This is a genomic window from Pseudoalteromonas sp. MB47, from assembly GCF_011319765.1.
GTDB classification, from domain to species: domain Bacteria; phylum Pseudomonadota; class Gammaproteobacteria; order Enterobacterales; family Alteromonadaceae; genus Pseudoalteromonas; species Pseudoalteromonas simplex.
In genome coordinates this window covers 289,314-308,502 of sequence record NZ_VFBD01000031.1, presented here as the reverse complement: position 1 = coordinate 308,502, position 19,189 = coordinate 289,314, and the positions used below count along the sequence as shown (strand labels likewise).

Annotated in this window: 19 protein-coding genes; 16 read left to right on the top strand and 3 right to left on the bottom strand. The window is 41.1% G+C overall.

What is annotated here, in order from left to right; all coding sequences use genetic code 11:
* Positions 1-23: 23 nt before the first annotated feature.
* The 9 genes from IMPJCBKJ_RS19680 to IMPJCBKJ_RS19640 are packed head-to-tail and all read left to right on the top strand — an operon-like array spanning position 24 to position 7,899.
* Positions 24-1,019, top strand: coding sequence for a hypothetical protein (locus IMPJCBKJ_RS19680; protein WP_166341708.1), 996 nt, complete (start codon positions 24-26; stop codon positions 1,017-1,019).
* Between the two features lie 59 nt (positions 1,020-1,078).
* Positions 1,079-2,149 (top strand): pseudaminic acid synthase, encoded by a 1,071-nt coding sequence (pseI, locus tag IMPJCBKJ_RS19675; RefSeq protein WP_346774176.1) that lies wholly within the window; start codon positions 1,079-1,081, stop codon positions 2,147-2,149.
* On the top strand, positions 2,146-2,886 hold the full coding sequence (locus tag IMPJCBKJ_RS19670) for a glycosyltransferase family protein (RefSeq protein WP_166341706.1): 741 nt from the start codon (positions 2,146-2,148) through the stop codon (positions 2,884-2,886). The genes pseI and IMPJCBKJ_RS19670 overlap by 4 nt, the downstream gene beginning before the upstream one ends.
* A gap of 1 nt (position 2,887) precedes the next feature.
* On the top strand, positions 2,888-3,427 hold the full coding sequence (gene pseH / locus IMPJCBKJ_RS19665; protein ID WP_166341704.1) for a UDP-4-amino-4,6-dideoxy-N-acetyl-beta-L-altrosamine N-acetyltransferase: 540 nt from the start codon (positions 2,888-2,890) through the stop codon (positions 3,425-3,427).
* Between the two features lies 1 nt (position 3,428).
* Positions 3,429-3,671, top strand: coding sequence for an acyl carrier protein (locus IMPJCBKJ_RS19660; protein WP_119853507.1), 243 nt, complete (start codon positions 3,429-3,431; stop codon positions 3,669-3,671).
* Positions 3,661-4,407: an SDR family NAD(P)-dependent oxidoreductase gene (locus IMPJCBKJ_RS19655; RefSeq protein ID WP_166341702.1), complete on the top strand. Its 747-nt coding sequence runs from the start codon at positions 3,661-3,663 to the stop codon at positions 4,405-4,407. Before IMPJCBKJ_RS19660 ends, IMPJCBKJ_RS19655 begins: the two co-directional genes overlap by 11 nt.
* 1 nt (position 4,408) lies before the next feature.
* Positions 4,409-5,755, top strand: a complete 1,347-nt coding sequence (locus IMPJCBKJ_RS19650) for an AMP-binding protein (protein WP_166341700.1) — start codon at positions 4,409-4,411, stop codon at positions 5,753-5,755.
* A complete protein-coding gene (locus tag IMPJCBKJ_RS19645; protein ID WP_166341698.1) occupies positions 5,739-6,782 on the top strand; it encodes an acyl-protein synthetase in 1,044 nt (347 codons plus the stop codon). Before IMPJCBKJ_RS19650 ends, IMPJCBKJ_RS19645 begins: the two co-directional genes overlap by 17 nt.
* On the top strand, positions 6,766-7,899 hold the full coding sequence (locus IMPJCBKJ_RS19640) for an acyl-CoA reductase (RefSeq protein ID WP_166341696.1): 1,134 nt from the start codon (positions 6,766-6,768) through the stop codon (positions 7,897-7,899). Before IMPJCBKJ_RS19645 ends, IMPJCBKJ_RS19640 begins: the two co-directional genes overlap by 17 nt.
* Here the strand turns inward: IMPJCBKJ_RS19640 and pseC are convergent.
* Together pseC and pseB are read right to left on the bottom strand one after the other, a co-directional pair.
* The gene (gene pseC, locus IMPJCBKJ_RS19635; protein WP_166341694.1) at positions 7,891-9,066 is read right to left on the bottom strand and encodes a UDP-4-amino-4,6-dideoxy-N-acetyl-beta-L-altrosamine transaminase; all 1,176 of its coding nucleotides are present in this window, start codon (positions 9,064-9,066) and stop codon (positions 7,891-7,893) included. The two genes, IMPJCBKJ_RS19640 and pseC, sit on opposite strands and share 9 nt — an antisense overlap.
* 8 nt (positions 9,067-9,074) lie before the next feature.
* Complete coding sequence (gene pseB, locus IMPJCBKJ_RS19630) at positions 9,075-10,076, bottom strand: UDP-N-acetylglucosamine 4,6-dehydratase (inverting) (RefSeq protein WP_166341692.1); 1,002 nt, start codon at positions 10,074-10,076, stop codon at positions 9,075-9,077.
* Positions 10,077-10,285: 209 nt separating this feature from the next.
* On the opposite strand from pseB, the gene IMPJCBKJ_RS19625 reads away from it, so the two are divergent.
* Both IMPJCBKJ_RS19625 and IMPJCBKJ_RS19620 read left to right on the top strand, forming a co-directional pair.
* Positions 10,286-11,071 carry a flagellin gene (locus tag IMPJCBKJ_RS19625; RefSeq protein ID WP_166341690.1) on the top strand — a complete coding sequence of 262 codons (786 nt, stop codon included), beginning with the start codon at positions 10,286-10,288 and terminating at the stop codon, positions 11,069-11,071.
* Between the two features lie 142 nt (positions 11,072-11,213).
* A complete protein-coding gene (locus IMPJCBKJ_RS19620) occupies positions 11,214-12,653 on the top strand; it encodes a sigma-54 dependent transcriptional regulator (RefSeq protein ID WP_166341688.1) in 1,440 nt (479 codons plus the stop codon).
* A 33-nt stretch (positions 12,654-12,686) separates the two neighbouring features.
* Here the strand turns inward: IMPJCBKJ_RS19620 and IMPJCBKJ_RS19615 are convergent, their stop codons facing one another.
* Positions 12,687-13,274, bottom strand: coding sequence for a DNA-3-methyladenine glycosylase I (locus IMPJCBKJ_RS19615; protein ID WP_138599043.1), 588 nt, complete (start codon positions 13,272-13,274; stop codon positions 12,687-12,689).
* Between the two features lie 127 nt (positions 13,275-13,401).
* Between IMPJCBKJ_RS19615 and IMPJCBKJ_RS19610 the strand changes: the two genes are divergently transcribed.
* The 5 genes from IMPJCBKJ_RS19610 to fliG all read left to right on the top strand — a co-directional run bounded on the left by IMPJCBKJ_RS19610 (position 13,402) and on the right by fliG (position 19,186).
* Positions 13,402-14,514 carry an ATP-binding protein gene (locus IMPJCBKJ_RS19610; RefSeq protein WP_166341686.1) on the top strand — a complete coding sequence of 371 codons (1,113 nt, stop codon included), beginning with the start codon at positions 13,402-13,404 and terminating at the stop codon, positions 14,512-14,514.
* Positions 14,511-15,914: a sigma-54 dependent transcriptional regulator gene (locus IMPJCBKJ_RS19605; protein ID WP_054553277.1), complete on the top strand. Its 1,404-nt coding sequence runs from the start codon at positions 14,511-14,513 to the stop codon at positions 15,912-15,914. Before IMPJCBKJ_RS19610 ends, IMPJCBKJ_RS19605 begins: the two co-directional genes overlap by 4 nt.
* A gap of 170 nt (positions 15,915-16,084) precedes the next feature.
* Positions 16,085-16,417: a flagellar hook-basal body complex protein FliE gene (gene fliE, locus IMPJCBKJ_RS19600; protein WP_054553276.1), complete on the top strand. Its 333-nt coding sequence runs from the start codon at positions 16,085-16,087 to the stop codon at positions 16,415-16,417.
* A 20-nt stretch (positions 16,418-16,437) separates the two neighbouring features.
* Positions 16,438-18,153, top strand: coding sequence for a flagellar basal-body MS-ring/collar protein FliF (gene fliF, locus IMPJCBKJ_RS19595; RefSeq protein WP_054553275.1), 1,716 nt, complete (start codon positions 16,438-16,440; stop codon positions 18,151-18,153).
* Positions 18,146-19,186: a flagellar motor switch protein FliG gene (gene fliG / locus IMPJCBKJ_RS19590; RefSeq protein WP_054553274.1), complete on the top strand. Its 1,041-nt coding sequence runs from the start codon at positions 18,146-18,148 to the stop codon at positions 19,184-19,186. Before fliF ends, fliG begins: the two co-directional genes overlap by 8 nt.
* The last annotated feature ends 3 nt before the right edge of the window (positions 19,187-19,189 follow it).

Below are 19,189 nucleotides of genomic sequence, written 5' to 3'. Positions count from 1 at the left end.
GCGAACTCCCAAGGTTTCTAAATTTGATTTTCTATATTTATGCAAACTCAAGCTCAAAAATCGGTTTAGGGCATGTTGTCCGGCAGGATGTATTAGCTCGTGAACTAATAAAAAGGGGGCATTTAGTCAATTTTGTTTATTCAGCCAGAGTTAGTGAAGGCAATAATTCATTTAAAACTTCTGAAGTAAACTATCAAAAAATTGATAGTATCTTTGCGCTTCAAAACATGCCCTTGAATAGTGTATTAATAATAGATGACTATGAACTAACCGAGTCGCAATGGCAGCACTGTTATAAGGTAGCCCCCTCATTAGTATTTTTTGATGATGGTGTCGGTAGACCTCCTAAACCAGTAGATTTGGTAGTCAATATGAGTGAAGAGGCTAACATACAAGCCATAGGTAAAGTTAACCTTAATGGTGCAAAGTTTCGTCTAATAAGAGATGAAATAAAGCAATATAATAGATTACCGTTTTGCCATGATGAAGGTTTAAGCGAGTTAACAGTAACTGTTATGCTTGGAGCAAATGATGTGATGGGCCTTTTACCTGATGTTTGCAACTTATTGAACGAATGTGATCAAATTAAAAATATTAAAATTATAACAGTGCTGAGTAAATCAATAGTTCATGAAAGTTTTTCTCAAAGCAAAGTTAATTTGGATAAAATTCAAGTACTATCAAACTCAAGGTCGTTAGGTAAAGAAATGAAGTCATGTCATTTTGCTATTAGTGCTGCGGGTGGTGCTTTGTACGAGTACTTGTGTCTGGGAGTACCTACCATCGCGTTAATAGTCGCAGATAACCAAGCTAGTGCTCTAAGCAGCAAAAATATGAACGATAGTTGTATCTTGGTCGATGTGCGGAAGACTCTCAACAAATCAATATTAAACGCCGCAGTAAATAGGTTGGTAAAGAATAAGACTGATCGTAAAAACTTTTCTAAATCATCACAACTCTTGTTTGATGGTTTGGGCGCGAAACGAATAGTTAATCATATAGAATTAAATATCTCCTAAATAGAATAGTTCTTTGGACGATATTAATAAGTAACAAATAATCAGAGTAAAGGTGCTAAGTGGCAATAAGTCATAAATTTAAACAAGCAATTGAAATTGATGGTCGCATTATCGGTGCGGACATGTCTCCTTATATTATTGCTGAGTTGTCAGGTAATCATGGAGGTAGTCTAGAGCACGCGCTTAAATTAATTGATATTGCGGCAAAGACAGGGGTTGATGCACTTAAAATCCAGACTTATAAACCAGATACGATCACGTTAAATCATGATGGCCCTGAGTTCATCGTTAAAGAAAAGCTTTGGCAAGGTCGAACGTTATATGATTTGTATCAAGAAGCTCATACGCCTTGGGAGTGGCACGAAGCTCTATTTAATCGCGCCAAAGAAAATAATATAACCCTTTTCTCTTCACCATTTGATAAGACAGCTATTGATTTGCTTGAAGATTTAAATTGTCCAGCCTATAAAATAGCATCCTTCGAATTGACTGATATTGGTTTGATACAATATGCAGCGAGTACGGGGAAGCCTATTATAATGTCCACTGGCATGGCGACCCTTGATGAAATCAAAGAGGCTGTTACTGCTGTTACTGACGCTGGTGGAAACCAGCTGGTTGTATTGCACTGCATAAGCGGTTATCCAACCCCAATCAGCGATTGTAATTTAATGACTTTGTTGGACTTAAAAACACAGCTCGGTGTACCTGTTGGGTTGAGCGATCATAGCTTGGCTGATACTGCAGCAATAACCGCCACAGCTTTGGGGGCATGTGTTATTGAGAAACATTTTAAATTACAGGGTGATACAACTAGTGTTGATGCTGCTTTTTCTTTGGATGAGAAGCAGTTTTCATTATTAGTTCATACAGTAAGAGATACACATTTGTGCTTAGGCAGTCCAAATTATCGTTTAGCAAAAAGCGAACAAGACAACGCGCCTTTCAGACGTTCACTTTATGTTGCTGAAAATGTTCAAAAAGGTGAGTTATTTACAGAGAAAAATGTTCGTTCAGTTCGCCCTGGGTTAGGTTTACATCCTCGTCATCTGCAAGAGCTTATAGGTAAGCCTGCTAACCAAACGTTAACGAAAGGAACACCGATGAAACTAGAGTACATAACACAATGAAAATTGTAGCCTGCTCACAAGCGCGACTTGATTCAACACGGTTACCCGGAAAAGTATTGCTACAAGTTGAGGGGAGGGCGTTACTTGACTACCACATTGGCCGTGTTGCTAAAGCTACAAAATTGGTTGAGCATGTTGTTGCGACCAGCGAGAGTGAAAATGACAATAAGATTGTCGCTTTTTGCGAGCAACGAGGTGTTAAGGTTCTTAGAGGCAGCAAAGATAATGTACTGCTTCGTTTCAACGCAGTGGCAGACGAATTAGCATTAGATAATGAGGACCGTATTATTCGTTTGACGGCTGACTGCCCATTAGTTGATGGCAAATTGATTGATGAGTTAGTTAGTAGTCACTTGGCGCAAGGTGATGACTATACAAGTCTTAATACGGGTAATCTTATTCGTGGATTTGACGCAGAAATTATGTCAGTTGCAGCACTTAGGTATGCAGCTAAACAGGCTACTAAAGACTATGAGCGTGAGCACGTTACACCTTACATCTATCAGCATCCTGAATTATTCAAATGTGGTCACTTTAAAGTGTTGACTAATATCAGTAGTGCTGCGAGGTTATGTATTGATGAACCTGCCGATTTTACAATGTTTGAAGCGCTAGTTGCTGCCTACCCTGATGATCTTCTGTTTGCAAGCAGTCAAGATTTAATGGCTTTTTTTACACAGCACCCAGCTATTGCGCAGCTTAATTTACATGTACATCAAAAGCGCTTAGGTGAATAATATGCACATCGCAAATTATGCTGTTACATTAAAGCAGGTAACCGAACAAGATTGTGAGCGTGTCTGGCAGTGGCGCAACATGCCACATGTGCGTCAGCAAATGACTAACCAACAATCTATCCCATGGGATGATCACCAAATTTGGTTTAAGAATATGTTGGTTGATAATTGCCAACGTCATTTTGTTATTTATTATAAAGAGCAGCCAATTGGCGTGATTAATGTTAAGTCAGAACAGCCGATTGAAAACGCCAACCGCGCTGAAATTGGTATTTATATTAGTGACACTCATTTTTTGAGTAATTTAATTGCCTTTGCGCCTTCGCTTGCATTGATTGATTATCTTTTTAATAAGTTAAATGTTAAAGGATTATATTCAGAAGTAAGGCGAGAAAATACAGCGGCAATCCGCTATAATCAACAACTTGGCTACCAATTGGCAGACCACCCAACAAACCAGGCGTTAGTCAGTATTTCGTTAACTCATGACGACTATTTTCATGCAACGCCTAAACTTAAGTCATTTTTAAACCGAGGTTAATGTGTCACTTAATAAACTGACAGATGCGTTTGTTAGCGTATTAGAAATCGAACAAGACGAAGTATGTGACCAGTTAAGCTATTCAGAGCATCCCAAATGGGACTCTATGAGCCATATGATGCTGGTGGCAGAATTAGAAGCGCAATTTGATATAATGCTTGATACGGATGATATTATTGATATGAGCTCGTTTTTAAAAGCTAAACAAATTCTATCAAAATATGGGGTGTCATTTGACGAATAATAGCAGCCGAGTATTGATCACTGGTGGTAGCAGCGGTATTGGCTTTGCGGTGGCAATGCGACTGCTAGAGGATGGCTCAAAACTATTATTGGTAGCGCGGGACGAACAACGTTTACAAGCAGCGCAGCAAGCGCTTAAAGCGGATTATCCAGATGCAGATGTTGTTGTTTTTGTTGCCGACACGTCTGTTCCTGCTGAAATAAAGAAAATATTTGCTTATTTGCAGCAACAAAAATGCTCATTATCAGGGCTTGTCCATTGCGCGGGAAGTATGCTTGAAGCGCCACTGATGATGGTGCGAGAAGAGCAAATTGATGACCAATACGCTGTCCATTTAAAATCTGCACTAATACTTTGTCAAAGCGCCAGTAAAATGATGCTTAGAGCGAAACAGGGCAGTTTAGTCCTGGTAAGCTCTGTTGTGGCTGAACAAGGAAGCAGTGGGCAAGTTGTTTATGCAAGTATGAAATCAGCGATGAGCGGACTGGTTAAAAGTCTTGCTCAAGAGCTTGGTGCATTTAATATTCGCGTTAACAGTGTAAGCCCTGGAGTAATAGGCACTCCTTTGCTTGCTCACTACGATGATGAAAAAAAGCAGCAACTTGCTGAAAAGTCAGCACTAAAACGCTTAGGAACGGCAAGCGAAGTCGCCAACTTAGTTGGCTTTTTATTAGCTGATGAAAGTCGTTATATTACAGCACAAAATATCGCTGTTGATGGTGGTTTAAGGTTGTAATATGCATGGTGAGTTTTGGCAATTAGATAATAAAAACCCTGATGCAAAGCTTTATTACAAAGACCATTGTATAGATTACAATGAGCTAGAAGCTCAAATTCAGCAGGCCTTAAACTCACTGCCATCTGAGCGATGTTTAATTGCTTTAGTCGCTCAATCAACTCTCGATTTTGTCATTTTTTACTTAGCAGCTCTTAGACAATCTCATGTTGTGTTATTAATTGATGCTGCTCTTGCTGAAAACGACAGAAATGAGCTACTAGAGCACTATCAAGTTAATCTGCTTATTGAAGGAGAAAAGATTCACTCATTAAGTGATTACACACATCAATTAGCTGATGAACTATGTCTGTTACTATCTACCAGTGGTTCAACGGGCTCCCCTAAGTTGGTCAAGTTAAGTAAAGCTAACTTGGCGGCAAACTGCGCTTCAATAAATCAGTTCTTACCGATAATCAAAGATGATGTGGTAATGACCTTTTTACCGTTATCCTATTCGTTTGGTTTGTCTATTTTGCATACCCATTTAGCAGTGGGGGCGAGTATTGTGCTGCAATCAGATAGCCCTATGTCGGCTTACTTTTGGCATAATTTTGAGCACTACGAGGTGACCAGCTTTTATGGTGTGCCATTGAGTTATCAATTACTTAATAGATTGGGCCTTGAAAAAATGCCGCTTGGCAATGTTCGTTACATGGCACAAGCTGGTGGTAAGTTACTTGTACGTGATTGGCAATTATTAAGTGATTACACGCACAACAATGACATTGATTTTTTTGTTATGTATGGTCAAACCGAAGCAACAGCGCGCATAGCCTATTTACCCGCAGAGTATTTTAGTCGTCAAATTGGTTTTATTGGTAAAGAGATCCCCGGTGTTGAGCTACAGCTTCTTGACTCAGAAGGTGAACGAGTTAAGCAGTTTGATAGCCAAGGTGAGCTGTGTGTTCGTGGTGGTAATATATTTGGCGGTTATAGTGAAACACTGGCAGAGCTGAGCTATTTCGAAAATATTTCTTTGCTCCATACCGGCGATATTGCAATACAATCGCCATCTGGTTTATATCAAATCGTCGGGCGCTCTAAGCGCATCTGTAAAATAGCTGGGCGTCGTATTAATCTTGATGAATTGCAATCGTGGCTCGACGCTTTGTGCCAATTTGAAGTGGTCTGTGTTGGTAGTGAAGATGAAATAGTTGTTTATTCAGAGCAACCTATCGAAGCGGAAGTAATAAAACAATTAGCCACTAAGCTTAAGTGCCATAGTCGTTTAATACACACAGTCGTGCTCAAAGCGATCCCAAGACTAAGTAACTCTAAGGTGGATTATCATGCACTTAAGCAATGAGCAACTCCTCGAGTTGCCAATTTATGGCTTAAACAAAACGCAAAAGCAGGCGTTTCTTGCATCGCAATTAAGCTTTTTAGATAACCACCATCTTCAGCACTGTGCCTTGTATCAGCGATTGCAACAAGGCTGTGAGTCAATATCGCCTTTGACAGTACCATTATTTAAAGAGTTTTTGTTAACTAGTATTACAGCCGAGGATCAGCATCGTTTGCTAACCTCGTCAGGCACGCAAGGACTTACCTCTAAAATAACGTTAGATTCTGAAACTGCGCAGTTACAAAGCCGGATTTTAACGAAAACCTTACAGCACTGGCTAGGGAAGCAACGGCTTCCAATGCTTGTGATTGATGCAAAGGCAACCATACAAAAGAAAGCTGGTATGTCCGCTCGTGCAGCTGGTATTCAAGGCATGTTGTTTTTTGGCCGCGATCCACATTTTGCGTTGAACGATGACATGACATTAAATATTGAAGTCATTGAGCAATTTTTTGAGAAGTATAAAGACACCCCGGTTTTTATGTTTGGCTTTACTTTTATTGTTTGGCAGCAGTTTATTCAACAGCTGGTGCGAATGGGGAAACGTTATTCGTTTACAAAAGGCATGCTACTCCATGGTGGTGGCTGGAAAAAAATGCAGCAATCAGCGGTAAGCAATGATGTTTTTAAGCAGCAAATAGCGCAATCTCTTGGTGCTATTAGCGTACATGATTATTACGGTATGGTTGAACAAACTGGCACCATTTATATTGAGTGTGAACATGGTCATTTACACGCACCTGTTTGGTCAGATATAACTGTTGTTGATTCAGCCACAGCTGAGCCTCTTGGTAATAATCAAGCGGGCGTGATCCTTCTTAATTCGGTTTTGCCAAAGAGTTACCCTGGTCATCGATTGTTGACCGAGGATTTAGGAGTGATTCATGGTGAAGATGATTGTGCTTGTGGTCGCTTAGGTAAATATTTTTCAGTGCTTGGCCGTTTGGCGAAGTCACAGGTGAGGGGTTGCAGTGATACCTTTAGTTGATGATCCTCAAGTAGAGTTTTTATTTAGTAACCCGGCTAACTTGAGCTGTTTAGACACCGCATTTAGTGATGATGTCATAAATGAAATAACAGCTTTTTCAACTTTTCTTTTAAAAGCACAGCACTCTAATGCTCATTCGGCGTTGGGCTTTTGGTGCCGTAAAAGTAACATATTGGCAATGAAAAGTGATTTTAAAAGCTTTGCTCACTCATCACCGAAAGGGCTTATCTTTCATATTACCCCAGCAAATGTTGATACCGTTTATTTTTACAGCTTAATCCTTAGTATTCTGTGTGGTAACAGCAACATAGTGCGCATTAGTGATCGAAGTGGGGATGAAGCGTATCAGCTAATTGATTCTCTAAAGCGCTTTTTAAGTCAGCGTCCTCAATCAGTATTACATGCTTTAATTTGTATTGTTTCTTACCCAAGTTCAGCTGAAGAGCTAACACGGTATTTTAGTGAACTATGTGATATGCGGGTAATTTGGGGCGGTGATGACGCAATTGCTAAAATTAACCAGCAATCACCCGTAACAAACCAGATTTGCTTTCCAGATCGCTTCTCCATTGCTGTGTTACATCTTGAAAGTGAAGCTGAAATAGAAGATGCTGCCATACGCTTTACACGTGATTATGTACCTTTCTCACAACAAGCTTGCTCCTCTATAAAAGCGGTTTTGTGGCATAAAACAAGCAAATCTTTACAAGCGTTATTCTGGCAGTCTCTAAAGGATAAAGTGCAGCACACTGATGAAGCATTTTCACAGACAGCTCAATATAATCGTTTCTATAACTTTCAGCGATTATTACTGATGCATCAATTTAGTGTCGACAACACTTATAAATCTGTTGCGGGTTTAATTTGTGAAGCTGCCCCTTTTGATTTAGCTATTTTAGCTGATCACAAAGGCGATGGACTCTTACTAAGCTTTGAACTGGAAAATTTTGATTTTGCGACACATGCAAAATTACAAACTGTTTCTTGTTTTGGTTTAACCACTTCAGAGCTTGAGAAGTTATCTTCCCAAGCGCTTAGAATAACACCTCTCGGTTCAGCGTTAACGTTCAATTACCTGTGGGATGGTGAAAATCTATTAATGGCGTTTTCAAATTAATTGATTATGGGTTTTGAGCACTGTCTGCTTAATATATTCAATGTCTTGTGATGACAAAGATGGATGCAATGGAATTGTCATTGCTTGTTGGTAATACTGCATGCTTTGCGAGAAGTCACACTTATTAAACCCTAGTTCTTGGTAGTAAGGCTGTAAAAAAATAGGTATGTAGTGAAGGTGAGCTTGAACACCTTGCTCTCTTAGCCGTGTTACCATCTGAGCTTGTTGTTGCTGGGTCGTAAAGTTGATTTTCAAGATATATAAGTGATAACTGCTGTAACTCTCTGACTTTTGTTTTAACGGCTCAAGCCCCTGACGAGTAAAGTACTTATCAAAATCTTCAGCTATTTTGTTCCGAACAGAAATAAAGTTATCTAATTGTTTTAACTGGCTAAGCCCTAATGCAGCTTGCAATTCGGTCATTCTATAGTTAAAACCAAGTTCAATTTGTTGATAATACCAAGGGCCGTGACTTGGCTCCGTCATTTCATCAGGGTGGTTTGTAATGCCATGACTACGTAAGCGTTTCATCTTTTTGTCTAGCGCTTCACAGTTGGTAACCGCCATACCCCCTTCAGCAGATGTGATTATCTTGACTGGATGAAAGCTAAACACAGTAATATCTGAATAAACACAGCTGCCAACGGGCTTGTCTTTATACTTGGCGCCAATAGCGTGTGAGGCATCTTCAATAACCTTAAAACCATACTCTTTGGCAAGTGCATTTATTGTTGCCATATCACAAGACTGACCTGCTAAATGAACTGGGATCACGACTTTAGGGAGTCGCTGATTTTGTTTGGCTAATGTTAGTTTTTCTTGAAGCGCTGCAACAGACATATTGCCTGTTTCAAGGTCGATATCAACAAAGTCTACTTCTGCCCCACAATACAGCGCGCAGTTACTCGATGCGACAAAGGAAATTGGTGATGTCCATACGATGTCACCAATACCTACACCCAAAGCTAGGCAAGCAATATGTAAGGCAGAAGTCGCACTGTTGGTTGCACAGGCATAGTTAGCACCGCAATATTCAGCAATGGCACTCTCAAACGCGGGTAATTTAGGGCCTTGTGTTAACCAGTCAGAATTTAAAACATCAATTACGGCATTGATGTCGTCTTGCGAAATACTTTGCTTACCGTAGGGAATTAGCTTATTTGTCATAGTGATTTTTAAAGTAAAGCCTGAACATTGAAGTTTTTAATTTCTTCAATGCTCATATAATCAGGGTTATCGAGTGAGTTATACTCGAAACCTTGGGCAACTTGTTCACCTTTTTCACCAAGTGCATTAACAGTGAAGTCATTACTTCGGCTACTGAATTTAATACCCGGAGCGATAACAAAATGATCGCTATATTCGTACGTTTCAAAGCACAAGTCGGCCGGGCACATGACTTCGTGTAACTTTTCACCAGGGCGAATTCCGATAATCTTAATTGGTAAATCGGGTGCCATGGCTTTGGCAAGATCAGTAATACGAATTGAAGGTATTTTTGGAACGAAAATCTCACCACCCAGCATTCGCTCGAAATTAGTTAGAACAAAGTCAACACCTTGCTGCAGGCTGATCCAAAAGCGAGTCATTTCTTCATGAGTAATTGGTATATGGTCGCGACCTTGGTCGATAAACTTTTGGAAAATAGGCACAACAGAACCACGCGAACATACTACGTTACCGTATCTTACTACTGAAAAGGTAGTGCGATTACCGCCAGCTATATTGTTAGCAGCAACAAATAACTTATCTGATGCAAGTTTAGTCGCACCATACAGGTTGATTGGGTTGGCCGCTTTATCGGTCGATAAAGCAATGACTTTTTCTACGTTATTATCAAGAGCCGCATCAATGACGTTCTCGGCCCCATTAATATTGGTTTTAATACATTCCATTGGGTTATATTCAGCGGCAGGCACTTGCTTTAATGCTGCAGCGTGTATCACATAGTTCACGCCGCGCATTGCTCTGCGCAGTCTGTCTTTATCTCGTACATCTCCGATGAAATAACGCATACACGGTTGGTCAAACTCTTGCTGCATTTCAAATTGTTTTAGCTCGTCTCGCGAAAAAATAATAATTTTCTTAGGTTTATAGCGTTCTAGTAGCGTTTTGACGTATTTTTTACCAAATGAACCGGTACCACCGGTGATTAAAATCGTTTTATTGTCGAACATAGCGTTACCTAAGTTATTTATCATTGGCGTAGTTATTTATAAAAGTGAAATACGCAAAGTGAGAATTTTGACACAATTCTCAGTAATTTAACTATTAAATAATACTCTAGCAAGTCAGATGCCAAGTTAATTTATCTAAACCATGGTACAAAGTGCAAATTTTGGCAAATTAAGCTATAATTTAAGCAATCGGTTTGTCGGAGGCCGCCATGAAAATTCAATCACCCAATACCGGGTTTTTAAACCAAACTAAGCAAACGGGTAATAAGCTTGCTGAGCAATTAGCGTCAGGTAAAAAAGTAAACTCAGCAGCAGATGATGCCGCTGCATTGCAAATTATTGATAGACTAACATCGCAACAAGATGGCTACAGTCAAGCAATTAACAATGCGTACGATGGTATTTCTTACTCGCAAGTAACAGAGTCAAATCTATCTGGTGTAAATGATGCCGTTTCTCGCATTCGAGAGCTGTCTATTCAAGCGGGTAATGGTGCGCTCACAGATAGTGATAGGGCTGCACTCCAAGAAGAAGTGTCGCAATTACAAACGCAAATATCAGAAACATTTGAAAATGCCACATTCGGTGGTAAACCTTTATTTGATGGTGAGCAAGTGTCGTTTCAGGTTGGCCCAGATGCCAATACTACACAATCAGTGACGCCATCTGATGGCAGTATTGCAACAGTTATTGCGGGAATCGATATTTCAACCCAAGCAGGAGCTCAAGCTGCGATTGATATTAGCGACCAAGTAGCTGAAGAAATTAACACGCAAAGAGCTGAGCTAGGCGCTTTTCAAAACACCTTGGCGAGTACGATAAAAGGTTTAGGCAACCAGCGAGAGAGCATTGCTGCGAGCCAAAGCCGAATAGAAGATACTGACTATGCAAAAGCCGTGTCTGATCAAGTAGCTAATGATATTTTATCGCAAGCATCGGTTGCCTTACGTGGTCAGGCTAATCGTTCAGCCGAATCTATATTAGGCTTACTTTAATTCTTTAGTATTAAATTTTAGTGCTAAGTGACTATTTTTTGGCGTTGATGTCAATAAATTGCCGCTTAGCGCTTGCATCCCTCTTAAACTCGCTTACAATTTAGAAATTAACTAACCTCGTGGTAACTGTGGTTCGCCAATAATGATCTTAATTTTAGACAATAATAATAATCGTGCGATAGGTTTACATGCAGCACTTACCTTCATTGGTGAAACTGCACAATTAGTTGATGAGACTTCATTACAGTCTTTTTGTGAAAAACATCAACAGCAAGAATGCATGGTCATTCTTGGTGCTTTACAGCAGCTAAATCACGAGGCTGTGATCAAACAGTTTCCTGCCATTCCGTTTTTATTAATTGGTGAAACACTCAAACCGCTGCTAAGTATTGCTAATGTAGTAGGTTTAATTTGTGAGCCATTTAATCATGATGTAACTACTCAGCTATTGCATGATTGTCAGCAATATCAGCGCATGCTACCGGGTGACCATAAACAAGCGAAATCTAACAAATCATTTGATGGTTTAGTCGGTGAAACAGAAGTTGTAAAAGATGTGCGCTTTTTAATTGAGCAAGTAGCAAAAACCGATGCCAACGTGCTGATCTTAGGTGAGTCAGGCACAGGTAAAGAAGTTGTTGCACGTAACGTTCATTTACTCTCTAAACGCAATACCGGGCCATTTGTGCCGGTAAACTGTGGTGCTATCCCTGGTGAACTACTTGAGAGTGAGCTATTTGGCCATGAAAAGGGCGCGTTTACGGGCGCTATTTCTGCGCGAAAGGGGCGTTTTGAATTAGCGCAAGGCGGTACACTGTTTCTAGATGAAATTGGTGATATGCCTTTGCAAATGCAGGTTAAACTACTGCGTGTGTTGCAAGAACGTAGCTATGAGCGAGTAGGGGGTACAAAGCCTATTCAAGCTGATGTACGCATTATTGCTGCGACTCACCGTAATCTTGAAGAGATGATTGAAAAGGGCGACTTCCGTGAAGACCTTTTTTATCGTTTAAACGTGTTTCCAATTGAAAACCCTTCGCTAAGTGAGCGTGCCGACGACATTCCTCTACTTTTAAAAGAGTTAATGCGTCGTGTGAACGAGCAAAGTGGTACAACGGCAAAATTTACTGAGCGTGCGATTCAAAGCTTAAAAGAGCATGCGTGGCCGGGGAATATTCGTGAGCTTGCTAACTTAGTTGAGCGCATGGTGATCATGTTCCCAGACAAAGTGGTTGATGTACCAGACCTACCAGCTAAATATCGTTATATTGAAGTTGAGGCTTATGAGCCTGAGTACCCTGAAGAGTTGATGGAGCGAGATGCTTTCAACGATATTTTCAGTACCGGCTTTAGTGATTATGATGAGGAAGAGCTTGATACCCCAGCAACAACGGCTGACTCAGGTTTATTACCAGATGAAGGAATTGAGCTCAAAGAATACCTAGCTGAGCTAGAAATCAGCTTAATCAGCCAAGCATTAGAGCGCTACGATTATGTTGTTGCACGTGCAGCAGAAATTTTAGGTGTTCGCCGCACCACACTGGTCGAAAAAATGAAGAAATATAACCTAACGCGCGATTAAGCCGCGTTAGGTTTCTTCCTCGGTTTTATCTCTTTAATATTCACTAATTATCTCAGCTTTTCTAAAACAATCATTACTGTGGTCGTTAACCATGCCACAGGCTTGCATATGCGCATACACAGTGGTTGGCCCTAAAAACTTAAAGCCGCGCTTTTTTAAATCTTTGGCGAATGCTGTAGAGGCTTCAGTAATAGCCGGGTAATCCTCTAATTTATCAAGATTGTTTACCAATGGTTTGCCACCAACAAACTGCCATTGGTAATTTGAGAAACTACCAAACTCTTTTTGAATCTCAATAAACCGTTGCGCGTTATTGATAGTGGCGGTGATTTTAGCGCGATTACGAATAATACCTTCAAACTGCATTAATCGTTCGACGTCGTCTTCGGTCATTTTGGCAACCTCTTCGACAACAAAGTTTTTGAAGGCACTGCGATAGCCATCACGCTTTTTAAGTATGGTATACCAACTCAGTCCCGCTTGTGCTGACTCTAAGGTTATAAATTCAAATAAGCGGTGATCATCATATAGTGGCACCCCCCATTCTTGGTCATGATAGGCCACATAATCTTCTTTGCTGGTATCGAGCCATGGGCAACGACAATGGTGTTCTTTTTGCATTATTCCCTCGCGATTGTCATTTTTTTGTCAGTGTTGTTTTGTCTTTAATTTATTGAAATAAAACAAAAATAAATTTGGTACGGATTGTGCATTTAGCTAGGTAGACACGATTTTTTGAGTATCGATTATGGCCTTAGCAAATGTCCTAAAACCACAATTTATCACAGCCAAACAATATAACCCATGCTTACAACAAGAAGAGTATGTGGGTGAATTGAGTGAGCTGCGCCAACAAGCCAGTTGGTTAGGTCATTTGGTTGATACCATGCCTGCGGGTGTGGTGGTTTTGGATGGCCGAGGTATGATCGCAAAAGCCAATCAAATCGCCATTGATATGCTAGGAGAACCCCTTGAAGGTGAAAAGTGGTTTAGCGTAATTCAACGCTCATTTCGACCACAGCAAGACGATGGACATGAAGTATCACTTAGAGATGGGCGTTTAATAAAGCTTGATATTACTGCGCTTGCTCCAGAGCCTGGGCAGTTAATTTTAATGACAGATTTAACTGAAACCAGGCGCTTACAAAAGCGAGTTGCACATATGCAGCGCTTAAGTGCGCTTGGCAAAATGGTCGCTTCGCTTGCTCACCAAGTCAGAACACCGTTATCAGCGGCCATGCTGTATGCCGCAAATTTAGGCTCAAAGCGATTGCCAGAAAGCTCGCGTGGCAACTTTCATACGAAGCTAATGTCGCGTTTAAAAGATTTAGAAACCCAAGTGAACGATATGCTGTTATTTGCCAAAAGTGGTGAGCAACAAGTGGTCGAAAGCGTTTCAATGCAACAGTTACTTAATGAAGTAAAAGCCGGTGCTGATGCTATGGTTGCACAAAATAACAGTGAACTTAGCGTGAACTTGCCTGAGCCAGATATTGAAATTATGGGTAATAAAACTGCTCTGGCGAGTGCTATTCAAAACCTGATCCACAATAGTATTCAAATTATTGGCTCTGAGGCTGTGGTAACCCTGAGTGCCGAACGTGACGAAACTAGCGAAAACTGTGTTCGTATCAGTGTCAGTGATAATGGCCCAGGTGTTGATTTACGTCATGCCAACAAATTATTCGAACCTTTTTACACTACCAAAAGCCAAGGCACGGGGCTTGGACTTGCAGTTGTAAGTTCAGTCGCCAATGCGCACCAAGGACGGGTTGAAGTGACTAATAATGCTCATGGGGGAGCATGTTTTAGTTTGATCTTGCCAATTAGTGCAGAACCAATCTCAGCGGAGGCAAAATGAATACTAACTCTATTTTAGTCGTTGAAGACGACGCAGGCTTACGAGAAGCACTGATCGATACCCTTGAAATGTCGGGTATTGATTGCGTTGCTGCAGATAGCGCTGAACAAGCGATGATCTTGCTTAAGCAAAATAGCTATTCATTGGTTGTTAGTGATGTGCAAATGGGCGCCATGAGTGGCCTTGACCTATTACGTAGCATTAAACTTAATTATCCTGAGCTGCCGGTATTAATGATGACAGCCTATGCCACCATTGATGATGCTGTAGAAGCAATGCGTTTAGGTGCGATTGATTACATGGCAAAGCCGTTTGCTCCAGAAGTGCTCCTTAATATGGTGAGTCGTTATTTGCCTGAAAAGGAAAAAGAAACCGATGGCCCAATCGTTGCCGATCCATCGAGTATTAAGCTATTAGAGCTCGCGAGCAAAGTTGCCCGCTCAGATGCCAGTGTCATGGTACTCGGCCCAAGTGGCTCAGGTAAAGAAGTGTTGGCTCGTTTTATCCATGATAAATCAAATCGTAGCGATGCCCCCTTTGTGGCTATTAACTGCGCTGCTATTCCTGAAAACATGCTTGAAGCAACCTTATTCGGTTACGAAAAAGGGGCGTTTACCGGCGCTATTCAAGCATGTCCGGGTAAGTTTGAACAAGCTCAAGGTGGCACCATCTTACTTGATGAAATCACTGAGATGGATTTAGGCTTACAAGCAAAATTACTGCGTGTACTTCAAGAGCGCGAAGTAGAGCGCTTAGGCGGTCGTAAAACCATAGAGCTTGATGTTCGCGTACTTGCTACAAGTAACCGAGATTTGAAAGAAGCGGTGAGCGAAAATCTATTTAGGGAAGATTTATATTATCGCTTAAATGTATTCCCGCTAATGTGGAAACCATTAGCCGAGCGTCCTGGTGACATTGTTGTGTTGGCTGAGCATCTAATTGAGCGTCATTGCCTGAAAAGTAAAGAGCCTATAGCTCAACTAAGTGAGGGTGCGAAACAAAAGCTGCTATCGCATGCTTGGCCAGGTAACGTACGAGAACTTGATAACGTTATTCAACGGGCATTGATATTATGCGATGGGAATAGTATTCATCAAGATGATGTCTTTATTGAAGAGTTGCTTACGGCGGATATCAAGCCAGTCGCTACGCCACCACACAACGCTCCGGTATATCAAGAACAGCCTGTTGAAGTTAATCTAGATACCGTACCGCAAGTGAGTGAGCAGGGTAATTATAAAGACGAGCTGAAAGACAAAGAGCATCGTATTATTTTAGAAACCTTAGCGCGCTGTAATGGTAAGCGTAAAGAGGTTGCAGAAACCTTAGGTATCAGTCCGCGCACGTTACGTTATAAACTGGCGCAAATGCGAGACTTGGGTATCGCCTTACCTGCATAAACTCCTTCCAAAAAGTTAGTCAAACAAGCTCGCATTTTTGTGAGCTTGTTTGCTGTCAAAACTCTGACAAGTAAATTTATTCTGTTAAGTTGTTGAAAATGTTGATTTTATTTTGTGGCACGGTTTGTGCTTTATCAGTGCATAAGTAAACTGCATTGTCAGAGAGTATTATGAAAGTTCAAAACAGCGCATTATTTCAAGAAATGCAATCTATGGCTTCAGAAGTTGGTCGTAGTAACTCAATTAATAATTTACCAACACAAACTCAGCCAACTTCATCGGCACAGTTTGGTGATTTACTTACCAATGCACTTGATACAGTGAATGGCTTACAACAAGAAGCAAAACAAAAAGTAACCGCGCTTGAAATGGGCGATCGCAGTGTTTCACTTGCGGACGTAATGATTGCTTCGCAAAAGTCATCAGTTGCCTTTGAAGCGACGGTACAGGTTCGCAATAAACTTGTTGAAGCTTATAAAGAAATCATGAACATGCCTGTGTAACTAGGTAGTGGAGAATTATTGTGGCGCAATCTAATCAATCAACTGATCTAGCCTTAGCAGGCGGCGGTATCGATGCAACCGATACTGACGATCAACAAGAGCAAAAGTCAGGCTACCTAAGTGCCTTAAATGGTGTAGACGTTTTACGCCAGGCTACTTTAGTGATTGCTTTAGCAATCTGTTTGGCTATCGCAATTTTTATTATTATTTGGGCTCGTCAGCCAGATATGCGTCCGCTTGGCAAAATGCCAACGGAAGAGCTTATTCAAACGCTGGACTTTTTAGACGCTCAAAAGATTGATTACGAACTTGATGGTAACGTCATCTCTGTTGAAGAAGGTGAATACCAAAACATCAAATTATTGATGGCTCGTGAAGGCCTAGAGCAAGCGCCAAGCTCAGGTACTGACATCATCATGCAAGACATGGGGTTTGGTGTAAGCCAACGCCTTGAACGTGAACGTTTAAAGCATGGTCGTGAGCAACAGCTTGCACGTACCATCGAAGAGCTAAAAAATGTTACTCGCGCCAAAGTACTTTTAGCTATTCCAAAAGAAAACGTATTTGCTCGTCGTGAAAAACAACCTTCAGCGACGGTAGTACTAACCTTAAAACGCGGCCGTACGCTTGATGGTGAAGAAGTTGACTCAGTAGTTGATATTGTTGCCTCAGCAGTCCAAGGTTTATCGCCAGAGCGTGTTACTGTTACCGATCAAAATGGTCGTTTACTGAATTCAGGTTCACAAAACTCACTTGCTGCTCGCTCTCGTAAAGAGTATGAAATTGAGCGTAAGCGTGAAGAAGAATACTTAAATAAAATCGATAGCATCCTTATTCCAGTTGTAGGTTTAGGTAACTACACAGCGCAAGTCGACTTAAATATGGATTTTAGTGCAGTCGAAGAAACACAAAAACGTTATAACCCAGACTTACCCGCTGTGCGCAGTGAAACCACTTTCGAAGAAAACAACATTGGTGGTCTTGCGGTGGGCATTCCAGGTGCGCTAACGAATCAGCCGCCAGTTAACTCTAATATTCCTGAGGTCGCTGGCCAAGGTAGTGCGGGTTCAGCAACGAACCCAAGTCGTTCGCATAAAGAAGCAACACGTAACTACGAACTTGATACCACAATTTCGCATAAGCGCCAGCAAACCGGTGTTATCCGCCGCATCAGTGTGTCAGTTGCCGTTGATTATGTACCACAAGTAGGTGAAAACGGTGAGACAACTATGGTTCCTCGCTCTGTCGAAGCATTGTCAAATATTCGTCGCTTACTACAAGGTGGTGTTGGGTTTGATATGCAACGCGGTGATGCACTTGAAGTCGTCACAGTGCCATTTGTAAGACAAGATACAGGTGAAGCGATTGAAGTTCCACTTTGGGAGCAAGATTGGTTCATGAAGATGCTACGCTTAGCATTAGGTGCACTGGTTATCATCGTACTTATTGTCTTTGTTGTAAGACCTATGCTGAAACGTCTAATTTACCCAGACGATACACTAGAAGAATATGATGAAGATGCATTAAGTGCAGGTGTAGATATTGGTGATAGCACGCTAGATATGCTAAATAAAGACTTTGACTCTGCTGCTGTAGGATTCTCAAGTGATGGTACACTACAGCTGCCAGACTTACATGGCGATGAAGATTTACTCAAAGCAGTTCGTGCATTGGTTGCAAATGAACCAGAACTGTCTTCTCAAGTAGTGAAAGCGTGGTTAACAGAAGATGACTGATCAAGAACAAAAACAATTACCACCGGCGTTTGATGTTGATAAATTAGACGGTGTTGATAAGGCGGCAATCTTATTGCTGAGCTTATCAGAAGAAGATGCTGCGCAAATCCTTAAGCACTTAGAGCCAAAGCAAGTGCAAAAAGTGGGTATGGCAATGGCTGCGCTAGATGATTTATCGCAAGCGAAAATTAGCGCAGTCCATAATTTGTTTATTGAGCAAATTCAAAGCTTCAGTACCATTGGCTTCCAGTCTGAAGACTTTATCAAAAAAGCCCTTACAGCAGCGCTTGGTGAAGACAAGGCAGCCAGCCTTATTGACCAAATTGTTATGGGCTCAGGGGCGAAAGGTCTTGATTCATTGAAGTGGATGGACTCAAAGCAAGTGGCGAATATCATTCGCAACGAGCACCCGCAAATTCAAACCATTGTTTTATCTTATTTAGAGCCAGAACAATCAGCGGAAATCTTGTCGCAATTCCCAGAAAAAGTGCGTTTAGATTTAACCATGCGTATTGCAAACCTTGAAGAAGTTCAACCAGCAGCATTGCAAGAGTTGAATGAAATCATGGAGAAACAGTTCGCAGGTCAAGCTGGTGCGCAAGCTGCGAAAATGGGTGGCTTGAAAGCAGCCGCTGATATCATGAACTACCTAGATACCAATGTTGAAGGTCAGTTAATGGATTCAATCCGTGAACACGATGAAGAGATGTCACAGCAAATCCAAGACCTTATGTTTGTCTTTGAGAACTTAATGGATGTTGAAGACCGTGGTATTCAAGCAATTCTTCGTGAAGTACAGCAAGATGTATTAATGAAAGCAATTAAAGGTACTGACGAAGCATTAAAAGAGAAGATTTTGGGCAATATGTCAAAACGTGCCGCTGAATTACTCGCTGATGATCTTGAGGCAATGGGCCCTGTTCGTATTAGCGAAGTAGAAGCGGCACAGAAAGAAATTCTTTCTACGGCACGACGTTTAGCTGACTCAGGCGAAATTATGCTTGGTGGCGGTGGTGGTGAGGAGTTCCTGTAAGCC